This is a genomic window from Clostridium sp. MB05, from assembly GCF_046581255.1.
GTDB lineage: Bacteria > Bacillota > Clostridia > Clostridiales > Clostridiaceae > Clostridium.
The window spans coordinates 641547-666640 of record NZ_CP174370.1; the positions used below are offsets into that span (position 1 = coordinate 641547).

At 31.4% G+C, this 25094-nt stretch carries 40 protein-coding genes; 39 read left to right on the forward strand and 1 reads right to left on the reverse strand.

Features of this window, described 5'->3' with window-relative positions:
- Nucleotides 1–3 precede the first annotated feature (3 nt).
- The 36 genes from rplB (at nt 4) to cwlD (ending at nt 20958) form a co-directional block, all read left to right on the forward strand.
- Nucleotides 4–837, forward strand: coding sequence for a 50S ribosomal protein L2 (rplB, locus tag ACH36K_RS03190; RefSeq protein WP_411169529.1), 834 nt, complete (start codon nt 4–6; stop codon nt 835–837).
- Between the two features lie 68 nt (nt 838–905).
- On the forward strand, nt 906–1190 hold the full coding sequence (gene rpsS, locus ACH36K_RS03195; protein ID WP_136006846.1) for a 30S ribosomal protein S19: 285 nt from the start codon (nt 906–908) through the stop codon (nt 1188–1190).
- A 21-nt stretch (nt 1191–1211) separates the two neighbouring features.
- A complete protein-coding gene (gene rplV / locus ACH36K_RS03200) occupies nt 1212–1547 on the forward strand; it encodes a 50S ribosomal protein L22 (RefSeq protein WP_016205894.1) in 336 nt (111 codons plus the stop codon).
- A gap of 19 nt (nt 1548–1566) precedes the next feature.
- Entirely contained in the window at nt 1567–2235 is a 669-nt protein-coding gene (gene rpsC / locus ACH36K_RS03205; protein ID WP_411169530.1) for a 30S ribosomal protein S3, read from the forward strand.
- A gap of 17 nt (nt 2236–2252) precedes the next feature.
- Nucleotides 2253–2687, forward strand: coding sequence for a 50S ribosomal protein L16 (gene rplP, locus ACH36K_RS03210; protein ID WP_008681186.1), 435 nt, complete (start codon nt 2253–2255; stop codon nt 2685–2687).
- Complete coding sequence (gene rpmC, locus ACH36K_RS03215) at nt 2687–2899, forward strand: 50S ribosomal protein L29 (RefSeq protein ID WP_032117032.1); 213 nt, start codon at nt 2687–2689, stop codon at nt 2897–2899. Before rplP ends, rpmC begins: the two co-directional genes overlap by 1 nt.
- Before the next feature lie 22 nt (nt 2900–2921).
- Nucleotides 2922–3176, forward strand: coding sequence for a 30S ribosomal protein S17 (rpsQ, locus tag ACH36K_RS03220; RefSeq protein WP_016205891.1), 255 nt, complete (start codon nt 2922–2924; stop codon nt 3174–3176).
- Nucleotides 3177–3204: 28 nt separating this feature from the next.
- Nucleotides 3205–3573, forward strand: a complete 369-nt coding sequence (gene rplN / locus ACH36K_RS03225) for a 50S ribosomal protein L14 (protein ID WP_411169531.1) — start codon at nt 3205–3207, stop codon at nt 3571–3573.
- 17 nt (nt 3574–3590) lie between these two features.
- Nucleotides 3591–3905 (forward strand): 50S ribosomal protein L24, encoded by a 315-nt coding sequence (rplX, locus tag ACH36K_RS03230; RefSeq protein WP_322458564.1) that lies wholly within the window; start codon nt 3591–3593, stop codon nt 3903–3905.
- Between the two features lie 22 nt (nt 3906–3927).
- Entirely contained in the window at nt 3928–4470 is a 543-nt protein-coding gene (rplE, locus tag ACH36K_RS03235; RefSeq protein WP_411169532.1) for a 50S ribosomal protein L5, read from the forward strand.
- 15 nt (nt 4471–4485) lie between these two features.
- Nucleotides 4486–4671 (forward strand): type Z 30S ribosomal protein S14, encoded by a 186-nt coding sequence (locus tag ACH36K_RS03240; RefSeq protein WP_008681179.1) that lies wholly within the window; start codon nt 4486–4488, stop codon nt 4669–4671.
- A gap of 31 nt (nt 4672–4702) precedes the next feature.
- On the forward strand, nt 4703–5101 hold the full coding sequence (gene rpsH, locus ACH36K_RS03245) for a 30S ribosomal protein S8 (RefSeq protein ID WP_411169533.1): 399 nt from the start codon (nt 4703–4705) through the stop codon (nt 5099–5101).
- 60 nt (nt 5102–5161) lie between these two features.
- Entirely contained in the window at nt 5162–5704 is a 543-nt protein-coding gene (gene rplF / locus ACH36K_RS03250) for a 50S ribosomal protein L6 (protein WP_411169534.1), read from the forward strand.
- A 20-nt stretch (nt 5705–5724) separates the two neighbouring features.
- Nucleotides 5725–6087: a 50S ribosomal protein L18 gene (rplR, locus tag ACH36K_RS03255; protein ID WP_411169535.1), complete on the forward strand. Its 363-nt coding sequence runs from the start codon at nt 5725–5727 to the stop codon at nt 6085–6087.
- A 19-nt stretch (nt 6088–6106) separates the two neighbouring features.
- The gene (gene rpsE / locus ACH36K_RS03260) at nt 6107–6604 is read left to right on the forward strand and encodes a 30S ribosomal protein S5 (protein ID WP_411169536.1); all 498 of its coding nucleotides are present in this window, start codon (nt 6107–6109) and stop codon (nt 6602–6604) included.
- A gap of 12 nt (nt 6605–6616) precedes the next feature.
- Nucleotides 6617–6796, forward strand: a complete 180-nt coding sequence (gene rpmD, locus ACH36K_RS03265) for a 50S ribosomal protein L30 (RefSeq protein ID WP_322412614.1) — start codon at nt 6617–6619, stop codon at nt 6794–6796.
- A 21-nt stretch (nt 6797–6817) separates the two neighbouring features.
- Nucleotides 6818–7258, forward strand: a complete 441-nt coding sequence (rplO, locus tag ACH36K_RS03270) for a 50S ribosomal protein L15 (protein ID WP_411169537.1) — start codon at nt 6818–6820, stop codon at nt 7256–7258.
- Nucleotide 7259: 1 nt separating this feature from the next.
- Nucleotides 7260–8534 (forward strand): preprotein translocase subunit SecY, encoded by a 1275-nt coding sequence (secY, locus tag ACH36K_RS03275; protein ID WP_411169538.1) that lies wholly within the window; start codon nt 7260–7262, stop codon nt 8532–8534.
- A gap of 22 nt (nt 8535–8556) precedes the next feature.
- On the forward strand, nt 8557–9207 hold the full coding sequence (locus ACH36K_RS03280) for an adenylate kinase (RefSeq protein ID WP_411169539.1): 651 nt from the start codon (nt 8557–8559) through the stop codon (nt 9205–9207).
- Nucleotides 9207–9956, forward strand: a complete 750-nt coding sequence (map, locus tag ACH36K_RS03285; RefSeq protein ID WP_322412562.1) for a type I methionyl aminopeptidase — start codon at nt 9207–9209, stop codon at nt 9954–9956. Before ACH36K_RS03280 ends, map begins: the two co-directional genes overlap by 1 nt.
- Before the next feature lie 51 nt (nt 9957–10007).
- The gene (locus ACH36K_RS03290) at nt 10008–10319 is read left to right on the forward strand and encodes a hypothetical protein (RefSeq protein ID WP_411169540.1); all 312 of its coding nucleotides are present in this window, start codon (nt 10008–10010) and stop codon (nt 10317–10319) included.
- Between the two features lie 7 nt (nt 10320–10326).
- Nucleotides 10327–10545: a translation initiation factor IF-1 gene (infA, locus tag ACH36K_RS03295; RefSeq protein WP_322412699.1), complete on the forward strand. Its 219-nt coding sequence runs from the start codon at nt 10327–10329 to the stop codon at nt 10543–10545.
- A gap of 40 nt (nt 10546–10585) precedes the next feature.
- Nucleotides 10586–10699, forward strand: a complete 114-nt coding sequence (gene rpmJ, locus ACH36K_RS03300) for a 50S ribosomal protein L36 (RefSeq protein ID WP_016205879.1) — start codon at nt 10586–10588, stop codon at nt 10697–10699.
- A 219-nt stretch (nt 10700–10918) separates the two neighbouring features.
- Nucleotides 10919–11284, forward strand: coding sequence for a 30S ribosomal protein S13 (gene rpsM, locus ACH36K_RS03305; protein WP_317274669.1), 366 nt, complete (start codon nt 10919–10921; stop codon nt 11282–11284).
- 15 nt (nt 11285–11299) lie between these two features.
- Entirely contained in the window at nt 11300–11692 is a 393-nt protein-coding gene (gene rpsK / locus ACH36K_RS03310; RefSeq protein WP_411169541.1) for a 30S ribosomal protein S11, read from the forward strand.
- Nucleotides 11693–11715: 23 nt separating this feature from the next.
- Nucleotides 11716–12336: a 30S ribosomal protein S4 gene (gene rpsD / locus ACH36K_RS03315; RefSeq protein WP_411169542.1), complete on the forward strand. Its 621-nt coding sequence runs from the start codon at nt 11716–11718 to the stop codon at nt 12334–12336.
- A gap of 102 nt (nt 12337–12438) precedes the next feature.
- The gene (locus ACH36K_RS03320) at nt 12439–13386 is read left to right on the forward strand and encodes a DNA-directed RNA polymerase subunit alpha (protein WP_411169543.1); all 948 of its coding nucleotides are present in this window, start codon (nt 12439–12441) and stop codon (nt 13384–13386) included.
- A gap of 14 nt (nt 13387–13400) precedes the next feature.
- A complete protein-coding gene (gene rplQ / locus ACH36K_RS03325; RefSeq protein ID WP_322459178.1) occupies nt 13401–13742 on the forward strand; it encodes a 50S ribosomal protein L17 in 342 nt (113 codons plus the stop codon).
- A gap of 206 nt (nt 13743–13948) precedes the next feature.
- Complete coding sequence (locus tag ACH36K_RS03330) at nt 13949–14794, forward strand: energy-coupling factor transporter ATPase (protein ID WP_411169544.1); 846 nt, start codon at nt 13949–13951, stop codon at nt 14792–14794.
- Complete coding sequence (locus ACH36K_RS03335) at nt 14779–15639, forward strand: energy-coupling factor transporter ATPase (RefSeq protein ID WP_411169545.1); 861 nt, start codon at nt 14779–14781, stop codon at nt 15637–15639. The genes ACH36K_RS03330 and ACH36K_RS03335 overlap by 16 nt, the downstream gene beginning before the upstream one ends.
- An 11-nt stretch (nt 15640–15650) precedes the next feature.
- Nucleotides 15651–16454, forward strand: coding sequence for an energy-coupling factor transporter transmembrane component T family protein (locus ACH36K_RS03340; protein ID WP_411169546.1), 804 nt, complete (start codon nt 15651–15653; stop codon nt 16452–16454).
- Nucleotides 16455–16481: 27 nt separating this feature from the next.
- Nucleotides 16482–17216, forward strand: a complete 735-nt coding sequence (truA, locus tag ACH36K_RS03345; RefSeq protein ID WP_411169547.1) for a tRNA pseudouridine(38-40) synthase TruA — start codon at nt 16482–16484, stop codon at nt 17214–17216.
- Between the two features lie 170 nt (nt 17217–17386).
- Complete coding sequence (gene rplM, locus ACH36K_RS03350) at nt 17387–17821, forward strand: 50S ribosomal protein L13 (protein ID WP_411169548.1); 435 nt, start codon at nt 17387–17389, stop codon at nt 17819–17821.
- Between the two features lie 25 nt (nt 17822–17846).
- On the forward strand, nt 17847–18239 hold the full coding sequence (gene rpsI / locus ACH36K_RS03355) for a 30S ribosomal protein S9 (protein ID WP_411169549.1): 393 nt from the start codon (nt 17847–17849) through the stop codon (nt 18237–18239).
- A 283-nt stretch (nt 18240–18522) separates the two neighbouring features.
- On the forward strand, nt 18523–20139 hold the full coding sequence (locus ACH36K_RS03360; protein WP_411169550.1) for a Na/Pi cotransporter family protein: 1617 nt from the start codon (nt 18523–18525) through the stop codon (nt 20137–20139).
- Between the two features lie 129 nt (nt 20140–20268).
- Nucleotides 20269–20958, forward strand: coding sequence for an N-acetylmuramoyl-L-alanine amidase CwlD (gene cwlD, locus ACH36K_RS03365; protein ID WP_411169551.1), 690 nt, complete (start codon nt 20269–20271; stop codon nt 20956–20958).
- A gap of 147 nt (nt 20959–21105) precedes the next feature.
- Here the strand turns inward: cwlD and ACH36K_RS03370 are convergent, their stop codons facing one another.
- Nucleotides 21106–21966 carry a YitT family protein gene (locus tag ACH36K_RS03370; protein ID WP_411169552.1) on the reverse strand — a complete coding sequence of 287 codons (861 nt, stop codon included), beginning with the start codon at nt 21964–21966 and terminating at the stop codon, nt 21106–21108.
- Between the two features lie 200 nt (nt 21967–22166).
- Between ACH36K_RS03370 and ACH36K_RS03375 the strand changes: the two genes are divergently transcribed.
- Genes ACH36K_RS03375 through ACH36K_RS03385 form a run of 3 tightly spaced genes read left to right on the forward strand, consistent with a single transcriptional unit; the run spans nt 22167 to nt 25031 of the window.
- The gene (locus tag ACH36K_RS03375) at nt 22167–22862 is read left to right on the forward strand and encodes a response regulator transcription factor (protein WP_411169553.1); all 696 of its coding nucleotides are present in this window, start codon (nt 22167–22169) and stop codon (nt 22860–22862) included.
- The gene (locus ACH36K_RS03380) at nt 22846–24621 is read left to right on the forward strand and encodes a sensor histidine kinase (RefSeq protein WP_411169554.1); all 1776 of its coding nucleotides are present in this window, start codon (nt 22846–22848) and stop codon (nt 24619–24621) included. Before ACH36K_RS03375 ends, ACH36K_RS03380 begins: the two co-directional genes overlap by 17 nt.
- Before the next feature lie 53 nt (nt 24622–24674).
- Nucleotides 24675–25031 (forward strand): Spx/MgsR family RNA polymerase-binding regulatory protein, encoded by a 357-nt coding sequence (locus ACH36K_RS03385; protein WP_411169555.1) that lies wholly within the window; start codon nt 24675–24677, stop codon nt 25029–25031.
- Nucleotides 25032–25094: the final 63 nt, after the last annotated feature.

The following is a 25094-nucleotide window of genomic DNA, read 5'->3' on the forward strand; positions in this document are numbered from 1 at the left end:
TACATGGCAGTTAAAAAGTTTAGACCAACTACCCCATCAAGAAGAGAAATGACAATGGCTACTTTTGAAGAAATAACAACAAGTACACCAGAAAAATCACTTCTTGTATCATTAAACAAAAGTGGTGGTAGAAATGCTCAAGGTAAAATAACTGTTAGACACCACGGTGGTGGAGCTAAGAGAAAATATAGAATAATAGATTTCAAGAGAAATAAGGATGGTGTTCCAGCAAAGGTTGCTACAATAGAATACGATCCAAACAGAACAGCATACATTGCATTAGTAGTATATGCTGATGGTGAAAAGAGATATATAATAGCTCCAGTAGGATTAAAAGTTGGAGATGTTATAGTTTCAGGTCCAGATTCTGATATTAAAGCAGGAAATGCTCTTCCATTAAAGAATATACCAGTAGGTACTTTCGTTCACAACGTTGAGTTACAAGTTGGTAAGGGAGCTCAAATGGTAAGATCAGCTGGAACTACAGCTCAATTAATGGCTAAAGAAGGTAACTATGCAACATTAAGATTACCTTCAGGAGAAATGAGATATGTAAGAATCGAATGTAGAGCTACAATCGGTACTGTATCAAATACTACTAACGATATAATCAATATCGGTAAAGCAGGTAGAAAGAGACACATGGGATGGAGACCTACAGTTAGAGGTTCTGTAATGAATCCTTGCGATCACCCTCATGGTGGTGGTGAAGGTAGATCACCAATCGGTAGACCGAGTCCAGTTACTCCATGGGGTAAACCAGCACTTGGATACAAGACAAGAAAGAATAAGAAGTATTCTGACAGATTCATAATAAAGAGAAGAAACGATAAGTAGTATGAAGAGAATCTAAATTTCTCTTCATGGCTTGTCAGCCTATAGATTATGAAGGGAGGCAAATTATAGTGAGTAGATCAACAAAAAAAGGGCCTTTTGTACATGAAGGACTTTTAAAGAAAATTGAAGAAATGAATGCTAGTGGAGATAAGAAGGTTGTTAAAACTTGGTCAAGAAGTTCAACTATCTTCCCACAAATGATTGGTCATACAATTGCTGTTCACGATGGAAGAAAGCATGTTCCAGTTTTCGTTAGCGAAGACATGGTAGGACACAAGCTTGGTGAGTTCGCTTTAACAAGAACTTACAGAGGACACGATTATGACGAAAAAGCAGCAAGAAAAAGAAAGTAATCCCGGAAAGGAGGAACATAAATGGAAGCTAGAGCTATAGCTAAATATGTTAGAATGTCTCCAACAAAAGTAGGAGTAGTTCTTGATTTAATAAGAGGAAAAAATATTCAAGAGGCTTTCGCTATTTTACAATATACTCCGAAAGATGCAGCTGTTGCTATAAACAAAGTTTTAAAATCAGCTGTTGCTAATGCAGAAAATAATCATGAAATGGACGTAGAAAGATTATATGTAGCAGAAGCATTCGTTGGTGCAGGTCCAACACTAAAGAGATTTAGACCGATGGATCACGGAAAAGCATTTAGAATTAACAAAAGAACAAGTAATATAACACTTGTGGTTAAAGAAAGAGCTTAGAAAGAAGGAGGGAAATCAAGTGGGTCAAAAAGTACATCCTCACGGACTTAGAGTAGGAGTTATCAAAGATTGGGATGCTAAATGGTATGCTTCAAAGAAGAATTTTGCAGACAATCTAATAGAAGATAACAAAATCAGAGAATTCGTAAAGAAAGAACTTTTCTCAGCTGGTATTTCAAAGATTGAAATTGAAAGAGCTTCTAAAAGAGTTAAGTTAAATATATATACTGCTAAACCAGGAGTTATAATTGGAAAAGGTGGATCAGGAATAGAAGCATTAAAAGGTAAATTAGCTAACTTAGTTGATAGAAAGAACTTATTAATCAATATAGTAGAAGTTAAAAATGCTGAGGCAAATGCTCAATTAATGGCAGAAAATATAGCTGCACAATTAGAAAAGAGAGTATCATTCAGAAGAGCTATGAAACAAAGCATTCAAAGAGCTATGAGACTTGGAGCTAAAGGTGTTAAGACAGCTTGCTCAGGTAGATTAGGTGGAGCTGAAATAGCTAGAACTGAACAATATCATGAAGGAACAATTCCACTACAAACTTTAAGAGCAGATATAGATTATGGATTTGCTGAAGCTGATACAACTTACGGAAAAATCGGCGTAAAGGTTTGGGTTTATAATGGAGAAGTTCTTCCAACTAAAAAAGTTGAAAAGAAGGAAGAAGTTAACGCGTAAGAAAGGAGGAATTAGTCATGTTAATGCCTAAAAGAGTTAAGCATCGTAAGGTACAACGTGGTAGAATGAAAGGGAAAGCTACTAGAGGTAATTTCCTTGCATACGGAGATTTTGGTATTCAAGCTACAACTTGTGGTTGGATAACTAGTAACCAAATAGAATCTGCCAGAATTGCTATAAACAGATATATCAGAAGAGGTGGAAAACTTTGGATAAAGATTTTCCCAGATAAGCCAGTAACTGAGAAGCCAGCTGAAACAAGAATGGGTTCAGGTAAAGGTTCACCAGAATATTGGGTAGCAGTAGTTAAACCTGGTAGAGTTTTATTCGAACTATCAGGAGTTAATGAAGAAGTTGCAAGAGAAGCTATGAGACTTGCATCACACAAGCTTCCTGTAAAGTGTAAATTCGTTACAAGAAGAGATTTTGAGGAAATGGGTGGTGAAGAATAATGAAGGCTAGAGAATTAAAAGAATTAAGAGCAAATAATCCTCAAGATTTAAAGGTTAAATTAAATGACCTTAAGGCTGAGTTATTCAACTTGAGATTCCAATTAGCTACAGGTCAATTAGAAAATCCTATGAGAATAAAAGAAGTAAAAAAATCTATAGCCCAAATCAAAACCATCATAAGAGAAGAAGAGATCAGGGCTTTCGAGCAGTAAATCTGAAAGGAGGTAACTCTTAATGGAAAGAGGATTAAGAAAGAAAAAAATAGGTAGAGTTGTTTCAGATAAAATGGATAAAACTATCGTTGTTGCTGTTGAAACTAAGGTTAGACACCCATTATATGGTAAAACAGTTAATAGAACAACTAAGTTTAAAGCTCATGATGAAAACAATGAAGCTAAAATAAATGATAGAGTTTTAATTATGGAAACTAGACCATTATCTAAAGATAAGAGATGGAGACTTGTTGAAATAGTTGAAAAAGCTAAATAGGCTTTAAGACTGAAAGGAGGGTAATTCAATGATACAACAACAAACCTTACTAAAGGTAGCAGATAACTCAGGCGCAAAGGAAATAATGTGCATAAGAGTTTTAGGCGGATCAAAAAGAAAGTTCGGTAACATTGGAGATGTAATAGTTGCTAGCGTTAAAAGTGCAACACCAGGCGGAGTTGTTAAAAAAGGAGACGTTGTAAAAGCTGTTATAGTTAGATCAGTTAGAGGATTAAGAAGAGCTGATGGTTCATACATTAAGTTTGATGAAAATTCAGCTGTTATTATAAAGGATGATAAGCAACCAAGAGGAACTCGTATCTTCGGACCAGTTGCTAGGGAGCTAAGAGATAACGAATTTAACAAGATTTTATCATTAGCGCCTGAAGTTCTATAATAGAGGAGGTGTCTCATTTGAAGGTACATGTTAGAAAGAACGACACAGTTGTAGTTGTTTCAGGTAAAGATAAAGGGAAAACTGGTGAAGTTTTAAAGGTATATCCTAAAACAGGTAAAGTTATTGTTCAAGGAGTTAATATAATTAAAAAACACCAAAAGCCAACTAGAGCTAATGCTCAAGGTGGAATAATTGAAAGAGAAGGAGCTATTTATAGCTCAAAAGTTATGTTATACTGCACAAAATGTAAAAATGCTACAAGAATAAGCAGTAAAATCTTAGAAGATGGTACTAAGGTTAGAGTTTGTAAGAAGTGCGGAGAAACATTCTAGAATCTGAAAGGAGGTACTAATTATGACAACAAGACTTCAAGAAAAGTATCAAAAAGAAGTAATTCCAGCTATGATTGAAAAGTTCGGATATAAAAATATAATGGAAGTTCCAAAGCTTGAAAAGGTAGTTATCAACATGGGAGTTGGTGAAGCTAAGGACAATCAAAAAATATTAGAAGCTGCAGTTAACGATTTAAGCATAATTGCAGGTCAAAAGCCAATTTTAACTAGAGCAAAGAAATCTGTTGCTAACTTTAAGATAAGAGAGAATATGGCTTTAGGATGTAAGGTTACATTAAGAAAAGCAAAAATGTACGAATTTGCTGACAAATTAATGGCTATTGCTCTTCCAAGAGTTAGAGATTTCAGAGGAGTTTCAAGCAAAGCTTTTGATGGTAGAGGAAACTACTCACTAGGAGTAAAAGAGCAATTAATATTCCCAGAAATTGAATACGATAAAATCGATAAGGTTAGAGGAATGGATATTATCTTCGTTACATCAGCAAACACTGACGAAGAAGCAAGAGAATTATTAAGATTCCTTGGTATGCCATTTGCTCAATAATAAGGAGGGAAAACTGTGGCACGTAAGGCTATTATTGAAAAGTGGAAAAAAGAACCTAAATATAAAACAAGAGCTTATACAAGATGCAGAATATGTGGAAGACCACATTCAGTATTAAAGAAGTTCGGTATTTGCCGTATATGTTTTAGAGAACTTGCTTATAAAGGTCAAATACCTGGTTGTAAGAAAGCAAGTTGGTAAAAAACTGATGTAGTGAAAGGAGGCACATTAAATGGTTATGACAGATCCTATCGCAGATTTGCTAACACGTATTAGAAACGCAAATGCTGTAAGACATGAAGTAGTAGAAGTTCCTTCATCAAATATGAAGAAGGCTGTTGCAAATATATTATTACAAGAGGGATATATTAAAGAGTTAGAGGAATATAACGATGGTGTTGTTCCAATGTTAAGAATATCTCTTAAATATGGCGCAGATAAAGAAAGAGTTATAACTGGTATAAAGAGAATATCTAAACCAGGACTAAGAGTTTACTGCAAGAAAGATGAAATTCCAAAGGTACTAAGTGGACTAGGAATTGCTATAATATCAACTTCAACAGGTTTATTAGTTGATAGAGATGCAAGAAAAGCTGGATTAGGCGGAGAAGTAGTTTGCTACGTTTGGTAATTTTCAAAATAGAAAGTAACTAAATTAACATATAGAACAAGTAAAACAGGAGGTGCGATTATGTCAAGAGTAGGTAGATTACCTATAGCTATACCTGCAGGCGTAACTGTAACTGTTTCAGCAGACAATGTTGTTACAGTTAAGGGTCCAAAGGGCGAACTTGTTAAAGCTATGAATACAGACATGAATATAGCAGTTGAAAACAACCAAGTTGTTGTAACTAGACCTAGCGATCAAAAAGAGCACAGAGCTCTTCATGGTTTAACTAGAGCATTAATCAACAACATGATAATCGGAGTTGAAAAGGGATTTGAAAAGAACTTAGAACTAATAGGTGTTGGTTACAGAGCTCAATTACAAGGTAAGAAGCTTGTAATGAACTTAGGATATTCACATCCAGTTGAAATAGAACCAATCGAAGGTGTAACTTTCGAAACTCCAGCTGCAACTAAGGTTGTAGTAAAGGGAATCGACAAGGAAAAGGTTGGAGCAGCTGCGGCTGATATAAGATCATGGAGAAAGCCTGAACCATATAAGGGTAAAGGAATTAAGTATGATAACGAAGTGATCAGACGTAAAGAAGGTAAAACTGGTAAGAAATAATAGAAAGGAGTGAAACCTTTATGTTCAAGAAGGTAGACAGAAAAGCTAGTAGAGAAAGACGTCACCTAAGAGTACGTAAGAAAATTTCTGGTACTCCTGAAAGACCAAGACTTTCAGTATATAGAAGTGAAAAAAATATATATGCTCAAATTATAGATGATGTTAATTCAGTAACTTTAGTTTCAGCTTCAAGCTTAGATAAAGCATTTGATGAAAAATCAGGTGGAAATAAAGAAGCAGCTAAAATGGTTGGTGAATTAATAGCTAAAAAAGCTTTAGAAAAAGGAATTTCAGAAGTAGTATTCGACAGAGGTGGATACGTATATCACGGAAGAGTTCAAACTTTAGCTGAAGCTGCTAGAGAAGCAGGCCTAAAATTCTAATAAATAAGGAGGGAAATACATGAGAATCGATCCTAGCACACTAGACCTTAAAGAAAAGGTTGTTAACATAAACAGAGTAACTAAGGTTGTTAAGGGTGGTAGAAACTTCAGATTCAGCGCTTTAGTAGTTGTAGGTGACGAAAACGGACACGTAGGCGTTGGTATGGGTAAGTCAATAGAAATCCCAGAAGCAATTAAAAAAGGAATAGAAGACGCTAAGAAAAATTTAGTAAGTGTTGCAATAGTTGGAACTACTGTTCCTCATCAAATATATGGAAAATTCGGAACTGGTAATGTTCTTATAATGCCAGCAAAAGAAGGTACAGGAGTTATCGCTGGAGGTCCAGCAAGATCTGTATTAGAATTAGCAGGATTAAAGGATGTTAGAGCTAAGTCATTAGGTTCAAACAATCCTAAAAATATGGTGAATGCTACAATTAACGGTTTAGCAAGCTTAAAAACAGCTGAAGATATAGCTAAATTAAGAGGCAAAACTGTAGAAGAAATTTTAGGTTAGGAGGGAAAAGCAATGGCAAAAATTAAAGTTACTCTAATGAAGAGTTTAATTGGAAGAAAGAAAGACCATATTGCTACTGCACATGCCCTTGGACTAAAAAAGATCGGTAAGACAGTAGAACATGAAGAAACTCCTCAAATCAGAGGAATGATCAACAAAGTTGACTATCTACTAAAAGTAGAAGAAGTTTAATAAGAGGAGGTGCATTGAGTAATGAAACTTCATGAATTAAAACCAGCAGCAGGAAGTAAGAAAGCTCCAAAGAGAGTTGGTAGAGGTACTGGTTCAGGATTAGGTAGAAATGCCGGAAAAGGTGAAAAAGGCCAAAATTCTAGATCAGGCGGTGGAGTAAGACCAGGATTTGAAGGCGGTCAAATGCCACTATATAGAAGACTTCCTAAGAGAGGATTTACAAATATATTTGCTAAACAATATGTTAGCATAAACGTAGATAGATTAAATATATTTGAAAATGGAACAGAAATAACACCAGAAGTTTTACTTGAAAGAAGAGTTATAAGTAAGGTAAAAGACGGAGTTAAGATTTTAGGAAATGGGACATTAGAGAAGAGCCTAACTGTTAAAGGATGTAAGTTCTCAAAATCAGCGGCTGAAAAGATAGAAGCAGCTGGAGGAAAAGTTGAGGTGATTTAGTATGCTATCAACCCTACGTAATGCCTGGAAGGTTCCCGAATTAAAGAAAAGATTTTTATGGACTATATTTTTAGTTGCAATCTTCAGGATAGGAATACATATTCCTGTTCCTGGAATTAGCACAGAAGTTCTAAATGATTTAGCTAGTAGCGGAACTATATTTGGTTTCTACGATTTGTTATCTGGTGGAGCATTTAGACAGTTTAGTATATTTGCTTTAAGCGTAACACCATATATTAATGCTTCAATCATAGTTCAATTATTGACTATAGCAATTCCTTCTCTAGAGCAATTATCTAAAGAAGGTGAAGAAGGAAGAAAGAAGATACAAAAGATAACTAGAATATTATCAATATTTATAGGATTTATTCTTGCTTTCGGAACATATAGTATGGTTGCAGCAAGAGGTGCAGCGCAAGGAATGCAATGGACTGGAATAATCGTTGTATTAGTAGCATTAGTTGCAGGTTCAACATTCTGTATGTGGCTAGGTGATCAAATTACAGCTAAAGGCTTTGGAAATGGTATATCCATATTAATATTTGTAAATATAGTATCTCAGTTACCTGTAACTTTAATGTCATTATTTACATTAAAGGATCAAGGAAAAATTACTATAGTTGAAATTTTATTATTTGTAGTTTTTGCAATTGCTTTATTAGGAGTAGTAATATTCTTCTCATTAGCAGAAAGAAGAATTCCAGTTCAATATGCTGGTAAAGCTGTTGGAAATAAAGTTATGAGAGGCCAAAGTACTCACATACCTTTAAGCATAATAGGATCTGCTGTTATAGCAATAATATTTGCTATGTCAGTTATGATGTTTCCTAAAACAATTGCAGAATTTTTCCCAGGTCATGACTGGGCTGTATGGATAACAGGAAGTAAGTATAGTGTATTTAATGAAAAAACATGGATGTATCCTGTAATGTATTCAATATTAACTATATTCTTTACTTGGTTCTATACACAAATTACATTTAAGCCAGATGAAATGGCAGAGAATCTGCATAAATCAGCAGGGTTTGTGCCAGGAATAAGACCTGGAGATGCAACTGAAAAGTATTTTGAAAAAGTACTTACTAAAGTATCATTAGTTGGAGGAGTATTTGCAGCTTTACTAGCGATACTACCAATACTAATTTCAAATACACAGTTACAAGGAGTTCAATTTGGTGGTACATCATTATTAATTATGGTTGGTGTTGGACTTGATTTCTCAAGACAATTAGATTCACAATTAGTAATGAGACATTATCAAGGATTCTTAAAATAGATTAGTAATGGAGATGATGCCCGTGAAGATAGTATTATTAGGTCCTCCTGGAGCAGGAAAGGGAACACAGGCAAAATCAATTAGTAATAGATACTCAATACCACATATTTCTACAGGAGATATATTTAGAAAAAATATTTCTGAAAACACTCCATTAGGAATAGAAGCTAAGAAGCACATCGATAAAGGACAGTTAGTACCAGATGAAGTTACTATTGATATGGTAAAAGATAGACTGCAGAAAGAAGATTGTAAAAATGGGTATTTATTAGATGGATTCCCAAGAACAGTCGCTCAAGCAGAAGCACTTCAAGATTTTCTTTCTGAAAGAAATGAAAAGCTTGATACCGCTTTACTAATTGAAGTACCTACTGGATTTATATTAGAAAGAATGACAGGTAGAAGAGTGTGCCCATCATGTGGAGCTAGCTATCATATAAAGTTTAATCCACCAACTGTTACAAGCAAATGTGATGTTTGTGGAAGTGATATAATCCAAAGAAAAGATGATACAGAAGAAACTGTATCTGAAAGACTTGATGTGTATGAGAGACAGACACAACCACTGATTGATTTTTATAAAGAAAGAAACTTACTTTCAATTGTGAATGGAACAAAAGCTATTAACGAAGTATTCGAAGGTATCTGTAATATCTTAGGGAGAGTTAAATAATGATAATCATTAAAAATAACAAAGAAATTGACCTAATGAGATTATCAGGTAAAATAGTAGCTGAAACATTACTACTAGTTGAAGAAAAAGTAAGACCAGGAATAACTACTGCTGAATTAGATAGAATAGCAGAAGAATTTATAACTAAGCATGGAGCAAAGCCTTCATTTAAAGGGCTATATGGTTTTCCAGCTTCACTATGTATATCTGTTAACGAGCAAGTAGTTCATGGGATCCCAGGAGGTTATGTATTAAAAGATGGAGATATAATTAGTGTAGACTGTGGTGCTTTACTTAATGGCTTTCACGGAGATGCTGCAAGAACTTTTGCAGTGGGAAACGTAACAGAGGAAGCTACTAAGTTAATTAAAGTAACAGAAGAAAGTTTCTTTAAAGGAATTGAATATGCTAAGATCGGTAACAGGCTTACTGATATATCACATGAAATACAAAACTACATTGAAGCCTCAGGTTTCTCTGTAGTAAGAGATTTCGTAGGACACGGTATAGGTAGAGTTGTACACGAAGATCCAGAAGTGCCTAATTTTGGTAAGCCTGGCAGAGGCCCAAAGTTAGCTTCAGGAATGGCACTAGCTATTGAGCCTATGGTTAACGTAGGAAGCTATAAAGTTAAAACATTAAATGATGACTGGACTGTAGTAACTAGTGATGGAAGTCTATCTGCACACTACGAAAATACTATTGTAATTTTACCAGATGGACCCGAAATATTAACACTAATTAAATAAGTGTTGCTTAGTTATAAATTCGCATGATACCAAAAGGTGGCTTGTAGATTTATGACTAAGGTAATCATCGAGGTGAAAAGTTTGCAAAACAATGACTTAATTGGGAAAGTGGTTCTTTCAAAAACAGGAAGAGATAAAAATCATTTATATGTAATAATAGGCCATTTAAGTGATAATTATGCAATTCTTAGTAATGGGAGCACTAAAACAGTTCAGATGCCTAAAAAAAAGAATTTAAAACATATAAATGTTTTAGATGATGTAGATGATGAGATTAAAGAATCTATCATATCAAAAGATAGAGGTACTGATTTAAAAATAAAAAGATTTCTAAAACTTAAAGGCATTGTTAAGGAGGGTTGATTACCTTATGTCAAAAGATGATGTAATAGAAATGCAAGGTATAGTACTAGAATCATTACCAAATGCTATGTTCCAAGTTGAACTAGAGAGTGGTCACAAAATTCTAGCACATATATCAGGAAAATTAAGAATGAATTTCATAAGAATTCTACCGGGAGATAAGGTTACAATTGAACTTTCTCCATACGATTTATCAAGAGGTAGAATTACATGGAGAGCTAAATAAAGGTAGAGATTACCGTCAAGTATTACAAGGAGGGTTAGCGATGAAAGTAAGACCATCAGTTAAGCCTATTTGCGAAAAGTGCAAGATTATAAGAAGAAAAGGAAAAGTAATGGTTATCTGTGAAAATCCTAAGCACAAGCAAAAACAAGGCTAATACAATCAAAGTATAGGCAAAAAAAGTATTATTTAACTATGTAAAACTTATTGACTTTTAACTTAAAGTCAAATATGATTATATAGGCATTTAATTAAGTAGATAAATTTTAGGTACGGCTGACAGTAGAGGGAATCTCTATTGACCTATGATTTTATTATATAAAATACACATATAATTAAGTTGTATGCATTTCAATATCAGGAGGTGTAAGTTTTAATGGCAAGAATTTCAGGAGTAGACCTACCAAGAGAAAAAAGAGTTGAAATAGGTCTAACATATATATATGGTATAGGACTTTCTACTTCACATAAGATTTTAGCACAAACAGGAGTTAATCCTGATACAAGAGTTAAAGATCTTACTGAAGAAGAAGTAACAAAAATTAGAGAATATGTAAAAACTTTAACAATTGAAGGTGACTTAAGAAGAGAAGTTGCTTTAAATATTAAAAGATTAGTAGAAATTGGATGTTATAGAGGAATTAGACATAGAAAAGGTCTTCCAGTTAGAGGTCAAAAGACTAAAACTAACGCAAGAACTAGAAAAGGTCCAAAGAAAACTATCGCAAATAAGAAGAAGTAGTGAGGAGGGAATTCGATGGCTCAAAAAGTTAAAAAAACTAGAAGAAGAAAAGAAAGAAAGAACGTTGAGCATGGTGCTGCACACATCAAATCAACTTTCAATAACTCAATAGTTACTTTAACTGATGCTACAGGAAATGCTTTATCATGGTCAAGTGCAGGAGCTTTAGGCTTCAGAGGATCAAGAAAGAGCACTCCATTCGCAGCTCAAATGGCAGCAGAAACAGCAGCTAAAGCGGCTATGGAACACGGATTAAAGAGTATAGAAGTATATGTAAAGGGACCAGGCGCAGGAAGAGAAGCGGCTATAAGATCTTTACAAGCAGCAGGATTAGAAGTAACTTTAATTAAAGACGTTACTCCAATCCCACATAACGGATGTAGACCACCAAAGAGAAGAAGAGTCTAGTATTCATATAGGAGGTGTAATTAATGGCAAGATATACTGGAGCTACATGTAGATTATGTAGAAGAGAAGGTATGAAATTATTCCTTAAAGGGGATAGATGTTATACAGATAAATGTGCTTTTGTTAGAAGAAGTTATGCGCCAGGACAACATGGAGCAGCTAAGAAAAAAATATCTAACTACGGTGTACAATTAAGAGAAAAGCAAAAAGCTAGAAGAATATACGGAGTATTAGAAAGCCAATTCAGAACTTATTATGAAAAGGCTGATCATATGAAGGGTATTACTGGTGAAAATTTACTTAAATTATTAGAAATGAGATTAGATAACGTTGTTTACAGACTAGGTTATGGTGCTTCAAGAAATGAAGCTAGACAATTAGTTAATCATGGACATTTCTTAGTTAATGGTAAGAAAGTTGACATTCCTTCATTTAAAGTTTCTGTTAATGATGAAATTACAGTTACAGAAAAGAGTAGAGGAACTGAAAAATTCAAGACATTTGTTGAAAATCCAAAGACATTACCAAAATGGTTAGAAGCAAACGTTGAAAATTATTCAGGTAAAGTAGTTGCTGAACCAGCAAGAGAAGATATTGACGTTCCAGTTAATGAAACTCTTATCGTTGAGTTATACAGCAAGTAATAGTTTAATATTTGTATTTGTAAGAGCAATCTTACAATACAAATATATAAGCAGTTGCCCTCAGAATAAGGTTGCCATTTAAAATTTAAGGAGGGTTTGTGCATGTTAGAAATAGAAAAGCCAATAATAGAATGTATAGAGTCAAATGAAAATGGTACTTACGGGAAATATGTAGTTGAACCACTAGAAAGAGGATATGGTATAACTCTTGGAAATGCTTTAAGAAGAATACTTTTATCATCACTTCCAGGTGCTGCTCCTACATCAGTAAAAATAGACGGAGTACTACATGAATTTTCAACTGTACAGGGAGTTAAAGAAGATGTTACAGAAATAATATTAAACATTAAATCTTTAGCTTTAATAATGAATGGTGAAGGTCCAAAGACTATATATATAGATGCTCAAGGACCAGGAGTAGTTACAGGTGCAGATATAAAAACTGATGGAGATGTTGAAGTTGTAAGCAAAGATCTTCATATTGCAACATTAGATGATAATGGTAAGTTATATATGGAGATAACAGTTAATAGAGGAAGAGGATACGTAACTCAAAATAAAAATAAGAGTGAAGATCTTCCATTATCAGCAATTGCTGTAGACTCAATTTATACGCCAGTTAAAAGAGTTAATTTCACTGTAGAAAATACAAGAGTAGGTCAAATTACTGACTATGATAAATTAACTTTAGAAATCTGGACTAATGGAACTATTAAGATTGATGAAGCAATAAGCTTATCAGCAAAAATTCTTATAGAACATTTTAAATTATTTATGTCATTAGGAGATAGTACTAATGATGTAGAGATTATGATAGAAAAAGAAGAAGATAAAAAAGAGAAAGTACTAGAAATGACTGTAGAAGAGTTGGATTTATCAGTTAGATCATATAACTGTTTAAAGAGAGCTGGAATAAATACAGTTCAAGAACTTGCTGGAAAATCAATGGATGACATGATGAAGGTAAGAAATCTAGGAAAGAAATCTTTAGAGGAAGTCGAAAGAAAGCTTAAGGAATTAGGCTTAGGATTAAGACTAAACGATGAGTAAGGAGGTAAATCCACATGGCAGGTTATCGTAAATTAGGTCGTCCTACTGACCAAAGAAGAGCTATGCTTAGAAGCCTTGTTACAAGCTTTTTAAAGCATGGTAAAATCGAAACAACTGAAACAAGAGCAAAAGAAACTAGAAGATTAGCTGAAAAGATGATCACTTTAGCAAAAAGAGGTGACCTTCACGCTAGAAGACAAGTTTTAGCTTTTGTTAACGAAGAAGAAGTAGTTCAAAACCTATTTGACAATGTTGCTCCAAAGTACGCAGAAAGAAATGGTGGATACACTAGAATGTACAAAAAAGGCCCAAGAAGAGGGGACGGAGCGGAAGTTGTTATACTTGAATTAGTATAATATAAAGGGGATTAAGTTAAAAACTTAGTCCCCATTTTTACATATTAAAATTTAACTAGTATATAAGAATTCATAAATTTAATATTAAAGTAATTGTAATTAAATGAATGTATATTATAATATTATTATGCTGAATGTATATACACTATGAATTTTTATATAGTACTTAAGAGCAGAAGTTAAGCGATAAAAGGAGGGGACTATATATGAAAGAAACAATGATTAAATGTGATAATGTATCTTTTAAATATAGAGTACATGAGGGAGAAGAGGAACGATACGCAGTTAATGGCGTAAATTTTGAGGTTGAAAAAGGAGAATTTTTAGTTGTTTTAGGACATAATGGATCTGGTAAATCAACTATAGCAAAACATATTAATGCACTTTTAGTACCATCAGAAGGAACTGTTATAGTAGATGAACTTGATACTTCAGATCCTAATAATTTATGGCAAATAAGAGCTAAGGCTGGAATGGTATTTCAAAACCCTGATAACCAGTTAGTAGCTACTATAGTTGAAGAAGACGTTGCTTTTGGACCAGAGAATCTAGGAGTACCACCAGAAGAAATAAGGAAAAGAGTAGATGAGAGCTTAAAGAAGGTTGGAATGTATGAATATAAAAGACATGCACCACACTTGCTTTCGGGTGGGCAAAAACAAAGAATCGCAATAGCTGGGATTTTAGCAATGAAGCCTCAATGTATTATTTTTGATGAGCCAACAGCTATGCTAGATCCTTCTGGTAGAAGAGAAGTATTAAATAATATAAAAGAAATAAATAAAAAATATGGGATTACAATAGTTCTTATCACTCATTATATGGATGAAGCAGCACAAGCAGATAGAGTTATTGTAATGGATAATGGAAAAATAATATTACAAGGAAATCCAAGAGAAGTGTTTTCTAATGTTAAAGAAATGAAAGAAATAGGATTAGATGTTCCTCAAGTTACAGAATTATGTTATGAACTTAAAAAAGATGGTATAGATATAGATACAAATATTTTAAATGTAGATGAGATGGTGAATGCGTTATGTCAATTAAAATAGAAAACTTAGTACATGTATACATGCCCAAATCACCTTTTGAGAAAATGGCATTAAATAATGTTAATATTGAAATAAATGAAGGTGAGTTTGTAGCACTTATAGGCCATACAGGGTCAGGAAAATCAACATTAATACAACACATGAATGGGCTGCTTAAGCCAAGTTCAGGTAGAATAATAGTTGATGGAGAGGACATTACAAAAGAAGGTATAAAACTTACTGATATAAGAAAAAAGGTTGGACTTGTATTTCAATACCCAGAGTATCAATTATTTGAAGAAACTATAGAAAAAGATATAGAGTTCGGGCCAAGAAATTTAGGATTATCTGATGAAGAAATAACAAAAAGAGTAAAAAGAGCAATGGAAATGGTTGGCCTAGATTATGATAAATATAAGAATAAATCTCCATTCGATTTAAGTGGGGGACAAAAGAGAAGAGTAGCTATAGCTGGTGTAATTGCTATGGAACCTAAAATACTTATACTAGATGAACCAACTGCAGGACTAGACCCAAAAGGAAGAGATGATATTTTAGCTCAAATAAAGGTTTTACATAATGAGTATAAAATGACAATTATACTTGTAAGCCATAGTATGGAAGATGTGGGTAAACTTGCAGAACGAATAATAGTAATGAATAAGGGAGAAGTGGCTTTAGAGGGAACCCCATCTAGGGTATTTAAAGAAGTGGATACTTTAGAAAGTATAGGGCTTGCAGTTCCACAAGTAACCTATCTTATGAGAGAATTAAAAAATAAGGGATTTAATGTTTCAGATGAAGTTTATACTATAAGTCAGGGAAAAGAAGAATTACTAAGAATATTAAAGGAAGTTAAAAACTAGGGGGAACAAAAATGATAAAAGATATAACTATAGGTCAGTATATACCAGGTGAAACTTTTGTTCATAAGCTGGATCCTAGAACAAAGATATTATTATCAATACTATTTATAATTTGTCTATTTGTAGTAGATAAGTTTATTGGATATATATTAATAGTTGCATTTTTAGCATTAACTGTATATGTTGCTAAATTGCCACCTAGGTACTTATACAAAGGTTTAAAACCAGTATTTTTCCTTATTATTTTCACAGCTATTTTAAATATTTTTATGATAAAAGGTACTTCAAGTACATTAATATTTGAATTTGGATTTGTAAAAATATATCAAGAGGGATTAAGAACTGCTGCATTTATGGCTTTAAGGTTAATATTTTTGATAATGGGTACATCAGTATTAACATTAACTACATCACCTATTGAGCTAACTGATGGAATTGAAAGATTATTAAAACCTATTGGAAAAGAAACTGCACATGAATTAGCTATGATGATGACTATAGCACTAAGATTTATACCAACATTAATGGATGAAACAGATAAAATAATGATGGCACAAAAAGCAAGAGGAGCAGATTTTGAAACAGGGGGAATGATTCAAAAAGCTAAAAGTCTCATACCATTATTAGTACCATTATTTATAAGTTCCTTTAGAAGAGCTGATGAACTTGCTATGGCCATGGAAGCTAGAGCATATAGGGGTGGAAATGGTAGAACTAGAATGAAACAATTAAAGTTTACAAGAAAGGACACTATTGCATTTGCTTTATTTTCTATTTTATTTATCGGAAGCTTAGCAGTGAGATTTGTTATTTAGAAAAAATGAGTAAAAGTGATTTAAGTTATGAGAAATATTAAGCTTACTTTAGAATATGATGGTACTAATTATTTGGGATGGCAAAAACAAAAAGTAGGAAGTACTATACAAAAAACATTAGAAGAAGCCATAAGCCTCTTAACTAATGAGGATATTGAGGTTATAGGAAGCTCAAGAACTGATGCTGGTGTACATGCAAAAGGATTTGTTGCAAATTTTAAAACAGAAAGCAAAATACCATCAGAAAAATTTAGAGAAGCAATTAACTATAGATTGCCTGATGATATAGTTATTTTAAAATCTGAAGAGGTAAATGAAGATTTTCATTCAAGATATAGTTCAGATGGAAAAACTTATTCTTACTCTATATTAAACAGAGAGGTTCCATCTGCAATAGGAAAAGATTATTTATATCATGTAAAAAGAAAGCTAAGTGTAGAATCAATGAAAGAATCTTGTAAATATTTTATTGGGACTCATGACTTCATTGCATTTAGAAGTAGTGGAAGCTCTACAAAAACAACTATTAGAACAATAACAGAATTATATATTGAAGAAAGTAACGACATAATAAAAATTTATGTAACCGGTGATGGTTTTTTATATAATATGGTTAGAATAATAGTTGGAACATTGTTAATGGCAGGAACTAATAAAATAAATCCTGAAGATATACAAAATATAATATATGATAAAGATAGAACAAAAGCTGGAATATGTGTTCCAGCAACAGGTTTAGTATTAGAAAAAGTTTATTATTAAAATTAACAATAATAAATTAAAAAACATGTTGACACGCCCGTAAGCGTGTATTATAATAATGTATGTTTGTTAGAATAATTTATGTATATAAGATCCACTAGCCCCGGGTCTTGACATAAAAGCAGTACTTAATAAGTAAAGCACAAATGTAAGTTCAGGGAGGGAAAAACATGAAATCATACATTGCTAAGGCACAAGAAGTTGAAAGAAAATGGTATGTTGTTGACGCTGCTGGAAAGCCACTAGGAAGAGTTGCTAGCCAAGTTGCTTCAATTTTAAGAGGAAAAAATAAACCAACATTTACACCAAATGTTGACTGTGGAGATTTCGTTATAGTAATCAATGCAGAACAAGTTGTTTTAACTGGTAAGAAGTTAGATCAAAAATTAATGAGAAAACACAGCTTATATCCAGGTGGATTAAAGGAAACTCCATATAGAGAAGTATTAGCTAAGAAGCCTGAATTCGCTTTCGAAGAAGCTGTAAGAAGAATGCTTCCAACAGGCGTTTTAGGAAGAAAAATGCTTAAGAAGCTAAAAGTATATAGAGGTACTGAGCACGGACATGATGCTCAAAAACCAGAAGTACTTGAATTAAAGTACTAATACAAGCTCGGGAGGAGGAATAAAAATGGCAAAAGTTCAATACATGGGTACTGGAAGAAGAAAAAAATCAATTGCAAGAGTTAGACTTGTACCAGGAAATGGTAAAGTAGTTATAAATAACAGAGAAATAGAAAACTATTTCGGTTTAGAAACTTTAAGAATGATAGTTAATCAACCATTAGTTTTAACTGAATCTAAAGATAGATTCGACGTTTTAGTTAACGTTCATGGTGGTGGATTCACAGGTCAAGCTGGAGCAATAAGACACGGAATAACTAGAGCTTTAATAAAAGCTGACGAAAACTTAAAGTCAGAATTAAAGAAGGCAGGTTTCGTAACTAGAGATCCAAGAATGAAAGAAAGAAAGAAATATGGTCTTAAAAAGGCAAGAAGAGCTCCACAATTCTCAAAGAGATAATATATGGAACTTCACAAATCCCACAAACCGCATGGTTGTGGGATTTATTTTTTTATAAAAAGTTATAGAAACTTATGTTTTTTAACGATAGCTAACAGATGACTATAATTTCTTAAATTATAAAGCATAGTAATTTATAATAAACATCTTTTTTAATTATATTAATTTAATAAGTTTAGTAGTTATATTAAATTTAGGTTAAAAATATGTTTAATTACTTAACAAATGTTAAAAAATAATGTAAACTAAACTTGTAAAAATAATGTTGAAAAGGAGAATAACTTTGGAATCATTAATGGTTATTATAAAGTTAGTTGGTGGATTAGGGCTGTTCATTTATGGAATGAAGTTAATGGGAGATGGCCTAGAAAATGCAGCTGGAGATGGATTAAAGTCAATACTTGAAAAAGTAACTAGAAATCCAATAGTTGCTGTATTAGTAGGTGCAATAGTTACAGCCGTAATACAAAGCAGTAGTGCTACAACTGTAATGGTGGTAGGATTTGTAAATGCTGGATTAATGAACTTAGCGCAAGCAGCAGGAATTATAATGGGAGCTAACATTGGTACAACAATTACTGCACAATTAGTTGCCTTTAAGTTAGATGAAATTGCTCCTCTATTTGTTTTTGTAGGGGCATTTATGGTTATGTTTGCAAAGGGCAAAAAGAGAAAAGATATAGGAAACATAATATTAGGATTTGGTATCTTATTTGTTGGTATGGGACAAATGAGTGATTCAATGAAACCTTTAACAGCTTCACCTATATTCCAAGAAATATTAGCAACAGTAGGTGATAAGTGGTATTTAGGGATAATTGCAGGAGCAGTTATAACTGCTGTACTTCAAAGCTCATCAGCAACTACAGGAATTTTAGTAGCTTTAGCATCTGCTGGGGCAATAAATATACATAATGCACTTCCAATAGTATTTGGATGTAATATTGGTACATGTATTACAGCTATGATAGCATCTGTTGGAACAAATAAAACAGCACATAAAGCTGCGATAATGCATTTAATATTTAATTTAGGTGGAACATTAATATTTATACCAGTATTATTAAGTGGAATTTTAGGTAATTTTGTATCTACATTAAGCCCAGGAGATGTTAGTAGACAAATTGCTAATGCTCACACAGTATTCAATATAGTAAATACTGCTATAATGCTACCTCTTACTGGACTATTAATTAAAATAGTAAATAGAATAATACCAGGAGATGATGAGGAAGATAAACCAGGACCAAAGTATATAGACGATAGATTATTAGAAACTCCAGTTATTGCTGCTGGACAAGTTGCAAAAGAAACACTAAGAATGGCTAATAAAGCTAAAAAAGGGTTAGCTTTAGCTATAGAAGCTTTTGAAAGTAATGATGAAAAGTTAATTAAGAAAGTATATGATAATGAAGTTGTTGTAAATACTTTAAATGAAGCAATTACAACTTACCTAGTTAAGCTTTCAAAATGTGATTTATCTGATAAAGAATTAAGTATTGTAGCAGCGACCTTCCATGTTATAAATGATATAGAAAGAATAGGAGATCATGCTAAAAATATAGCTGATTTAACAGAACAAAAAATTTCTAAGAAGTTTGAATATAGTAATCAAGCAATAGAACAATTACATAATATGTATAATAAGGCTACTGAATGTTTAGATGTAGCAATAGACAGTTATGCTAAAAAGGATGTAGAGAAAGCTAAAAGTATAGAGTCTATAGAAGCAGAAGTAGATAGATTACAAAAGAAATATAGAGAGCTTCATATAAAAAGACTTTATGATGGTACATGCAATGCATATGCAGGAGCTATATTCTTAGATTTATTAAGTAACTTAGAAAGAATAGGTGACCATTCAACTAATATAGCAGAAAGTGTTATAGAAAATAGTTAAAAATATAAAAAAATCTCTAGTAAAGGATATAAGTTCCTAAACTAGAGATTTTTTTATTAGTAAGAAAAATAAATAAATTGGACATAATATTTTTATAATCAATTTTATAAATATTATGGAGGCATACTAATGAAGAAATTTAACTTAATATTTTTATCTATCATTATGTCACTTTTATGTTTTACATCTATTAGAGTTTTGGCAGAAGAAACAGATCAAAAAATTATTTTAATAGATCCAGGGCATGGTGGATTTGATGGTGGAGCTAAATCAAAAACAGGTATTATAGAAAAGGATATAAATTTACAAATAAGCTTAAAGCTTAAAGGTGTCTTAGAGGGTAAAGGATATAAGGTTTATTTAACTAGAGATAGTGATACAGGTTTAGAGGAAAAAGGTTCAACTATAAAAGAAAAGAAAAGAGAAGACTTGAAAAAGAGAAGAGATCTTAAACAGGAAACAAAATGTGATGTTTTTATTTCAATTCATCAAAATATGTTCCCACAATCAAAGTGTTTTGGTGCACAGGTATGGCATTCATCAAATGATGTAAGTAAAAAGTTAGCAGACAATATACAAGAATCATTAAAGGAAACTGTTAAAGATAATAATAAAAGAGTATCAAAGCCAGCAGGAGATTCTTATTTAATTTTAAGAGATAATTATGAAGGAGCCTCAGTATTAGTTGAATGTGGATTTTTATCTAATCCTGAAGAAGAACAAAAGTTACGAACAGAAGAACATCAAAATTTAATAGTTCAAGGAATATTCCTTGGAATAGAAAAATATTTTGAAGAAATTAATAAGCAAAATAGTTAATAGGTAAATTTCCGGGGAAATATATCAAAACTTATTGTCGAAGATATTTCAATTCTATAATAAACTAAAGAAACAAGATATATTTTATAAAAAATAATATATCTTGTTTCTTTTTGCATAATAATATACTTATTAAAATAAATTAGGTTATATTTTATGGAATCCCTTTCCATTAACTTCAGAAACGTCTATTATTGTAATAAATGCCTTAGGATCTATTCTTAATATTTTATTTTTTAAATGCACCATTTGAGAAGAAGTTACAGCTATATAAAGCATTTTCTTTAATTCATGAGTATATTCACCTTCAGCAATAAGCGAGGTAACTCCTCTATTCATATCTTTAATAACATATTCAATTATATCTTGTTCTTTTTCTGTTAAAATTAATAGTAGTTTTTTACTGTTAAATCCATTAATAACTTTATCTACTATAGTTCCTTGAACAAACATAGAAATTAAGGTATATAATGCTTTAGGAAGCCCAAATATCAAAGCACCTATAAAAACTATTATACAGTTAATTCCAAAGCTTAGCTTACCTATTTCAAAATTTGAATACTTCTTTCTAAGTATCATTGCAATTATATCAGTACCACCAGTTGAGCCATTTCGTGAAAATACTAATCCATATCCAAGTCCGCATAATACTCCTCCATAGATACAGTAAAGTAATATATCATCTACTTTAACTAAGTGAGAAAATCTTTTAGTTAAGATAAGAGAAAGGGATAAAGATACCATACCAACTGCTGAATATAGAGTAAATCTTTTATTTAACATCCTATAACTTACAAAAAATAATGGTATATTTATTACAAAAACAGTTATACCTGAAGGAACTTCAAATAAGTATTGTAATATAAGTGCAACTCCAGTAGCCCCACCACTAAGAAGTCTGGCATTAACTAAGAATAAATTAACACCAAGAGATGCAATTAAGCACCCAATAAAAATTATAAAAAAATCTAGAATCATATGCTTGTTGATCGTGAACTTGTGTAACATATCAAACTCCTTAAATTCATCTGTTAAAAATATACGTTAAAAATTATATCACTAAAATTATATATCAAATAGGTAGATATGTTAATAATAACTTATAAGATATTTAATTATTTTAATAAAAATGTAATTTTTATAATTAGTAAAAGTTCATAATATAAGATATTATAGTTATAAGGTATTATAAATTAAGAGGTGAAAGTATGTTTAACGTTTTAGTTGTTGATGATGAAAAAGAAATCAGAGATGCCATTGATATATATTTAAGAGGAGAAGGAATGAAGGTTTTCAAAGCTAAAGATGGAGTTGAAGCCTTAGAAGTTCTAGATAAAGAAAAGATACATTTGATTGTATTAGATATAATGATGCCTAGAATGGATGGAATAAAAACCTGTCTAAAAATTAGAGAAAAAAGAAATTTACCTATAGTAATGTTATCAGCCAAAGGAGAAGATAGTGATAAAATATTAGGCTTAAATGTTGGTGCTGATGATTATATAGCTAAGCCATTCAATCATTTAGAGCTTGTAGCAAGGGTAAAATCTCAACTTAGAAGATATCAAAAGCCATTAGAGCTAGAAGGGGAAAGTCCTGATATAATAGAGGTAAAAGATTTAGTAATAAATAATAAAGAAAAGACGATATTCTTAAGAGGAGAAGAAATAAAAGCTACAGCTACAGAATTTAAAATACTTCAATTACTAGCTTCAAGCTTAGGTAGAGTTTTTTCTATAAAGGAGATTTATGAAAAGGTCTGGGAAGAACCATTTTATAGAAGCGAAAATACTGTAACTGTTCATATTAGAAGAATAAGAGAAAAAATAGAAATTAATACAAAGGACCCTGAATATATAAAGGTAGTGTGGGGAGTTGGATATAAAATTGAAAGAGAAGATTAAAGACTATATAACCGGAGTATGGGGAATAGAAATTTTAACAGTATGTGTCTTATTAGTAACCTTAACTATAGGGTATTATCAATCTTTTAATAATGTATTTGCTGAATTAGGTGCAGGTACCTTTGATGCACTATTAAATAAAGAAAAGTATATAGATTCAATGATATATTATGAAAGTAGAGATATATCTAAATATATATATAAGAGTACAAATAATTTAAATGATATTAGTTCTATAGAATATGAAAACGAGCATTTATCAGAAAATGCTTATTTTTATGGTAACTTATTCTATGTTTTAATAAATAAAGAAACAGGCGATTTTACAACAAGTGATATAAATTTATATAAATTTATACAAAAGTATGATAATAATGTGGCATTGTTAGAAGATAAAATAAATGCATATCTTAAAGAACTTGGATTTTCATCAGTTAGAATAGATAATAAAGATAAATATAATTACTATGTTAAAAGTACTACTGATAAGGTAAATAGTCAAAACATTGATAATTATATAGAAATATACTATAAGCATCCTAGCATGTATACATATCTTATAAAAACAGAATCACTAACAGCAAAGATTATGATATTGTCAACTATATTAACATTACTTCTTTTATTAAAGATAATAGTTAATTCAATATTTAATAGTGATAAGATTTATTTAGAAATTAAAATATTAAAAAGACTTTTCTATGTATTAAGATATGGATTTAAGTACAAGAATACAAGAAATAAAATAATATTTTCCTTTAGTGGGGCAATAGCAGTAATACTTGTTTATTTATATTTAGTTGCAGGAATAAGAAATCAAAATGTATTAGTAACATTTTTAACTAGATATCCATTTAAAGGAACATTAATTTTAGTGTTAATACCATTAGTTTGTGTACTATATTCATTAAAGAAGAGTTTGGATATATCGGTAATCAATGATGGTTTAAAGAAAATTAATTCAGGAGATTTAGAATACAGTTTAAAAAATATTGGTGAAAGAGAAGTTAAAGAATTAGTAGATAATATAAACCAAATAAAAGATGGATATAGAATAGCTTTAAACGAAAAAGTAAGAAATGAAAAGTTAAAAACAGAGCTTATATCTAATGTTTCTCATGATTTAAAAACACCACTTACATCAATAATAAATTATGTAAATATATTAAATGATCCTAATATAACAGAAGAGGAAAGAAAAGACTATTTAACTATATTAGACAGGAACTCAAAAAGATTAAAAACTCTTATAGAGGATTTATTCGAAGTGTCTAAATTAAATAGTGGCAAGATGAAAATAGAAAAAACAGAAATAGATATAGTTTCATTAGTACATCAAGGGGTTGGAGAGTATTCAAATTTATATGAAGAAAAGAACCTAGAGTTTAAAGTAAGCTCAAATGAAGACGAAATATTTGTTGAGTTAGATGGCAAATTAATGTCAAGAGTTTTTGAAAATATAATAGTAAATTCTTTAAAATATTCTTTAAATAATACTAGAGTTTACATAGATATAAATTCTAGAGAAAATTCAGTTGAAGTATCCTTTAAAAACATATCAAATTATGAAATGGATTTTAATACTGAAGATATATTTGAAAGATTTACAAGAGCTGATAAATCGAGAAATTCATCAATAGAAGGTTCTGGAATGGGATTAGCTATTACTAAAAGTATAGTTGAACTTCATAGTGGAAAGATAAACATTGAAGTAGAAGGTGACATGTTTAAAATATATTTAATCATACCTAAGAAATAATATGTTATAATAGTATTAAGTAAATAATAATAATTAGACGTAGGAGTGATAAAATGTCAGTTTTATTTATTGAATATCCAAAATGTACTACATGTAAAAAGGCAAAAAAGTTTTTAACTGAAAACAATATAGAATTTATAGATAGGCATATAGCAGAAGAAAATCCAACAAAAGATGAATTAAAAAATTGGATATCTAAAAGTGGTTTAGGAATTAATAAATTCTTTAATACATCAGGTGTATTATATAGAGAAATGCAATTAAAGGATAAGGTTAAGGTACTGCCAGAAGATGAACTTCTAGATATTTTAGCATCTAATGGAATGTTAGTTAAAAGACCAATAATAGTGAAAGATGATACTGTATTAGTAGGATTTAAAGAAGCAGAATGGATAGAAAAGTTGAAGTAATAAATAGTATTTGATTATTAATTGTAGATAATAAAAATTATTGATAAAAACTATTATTAGAGG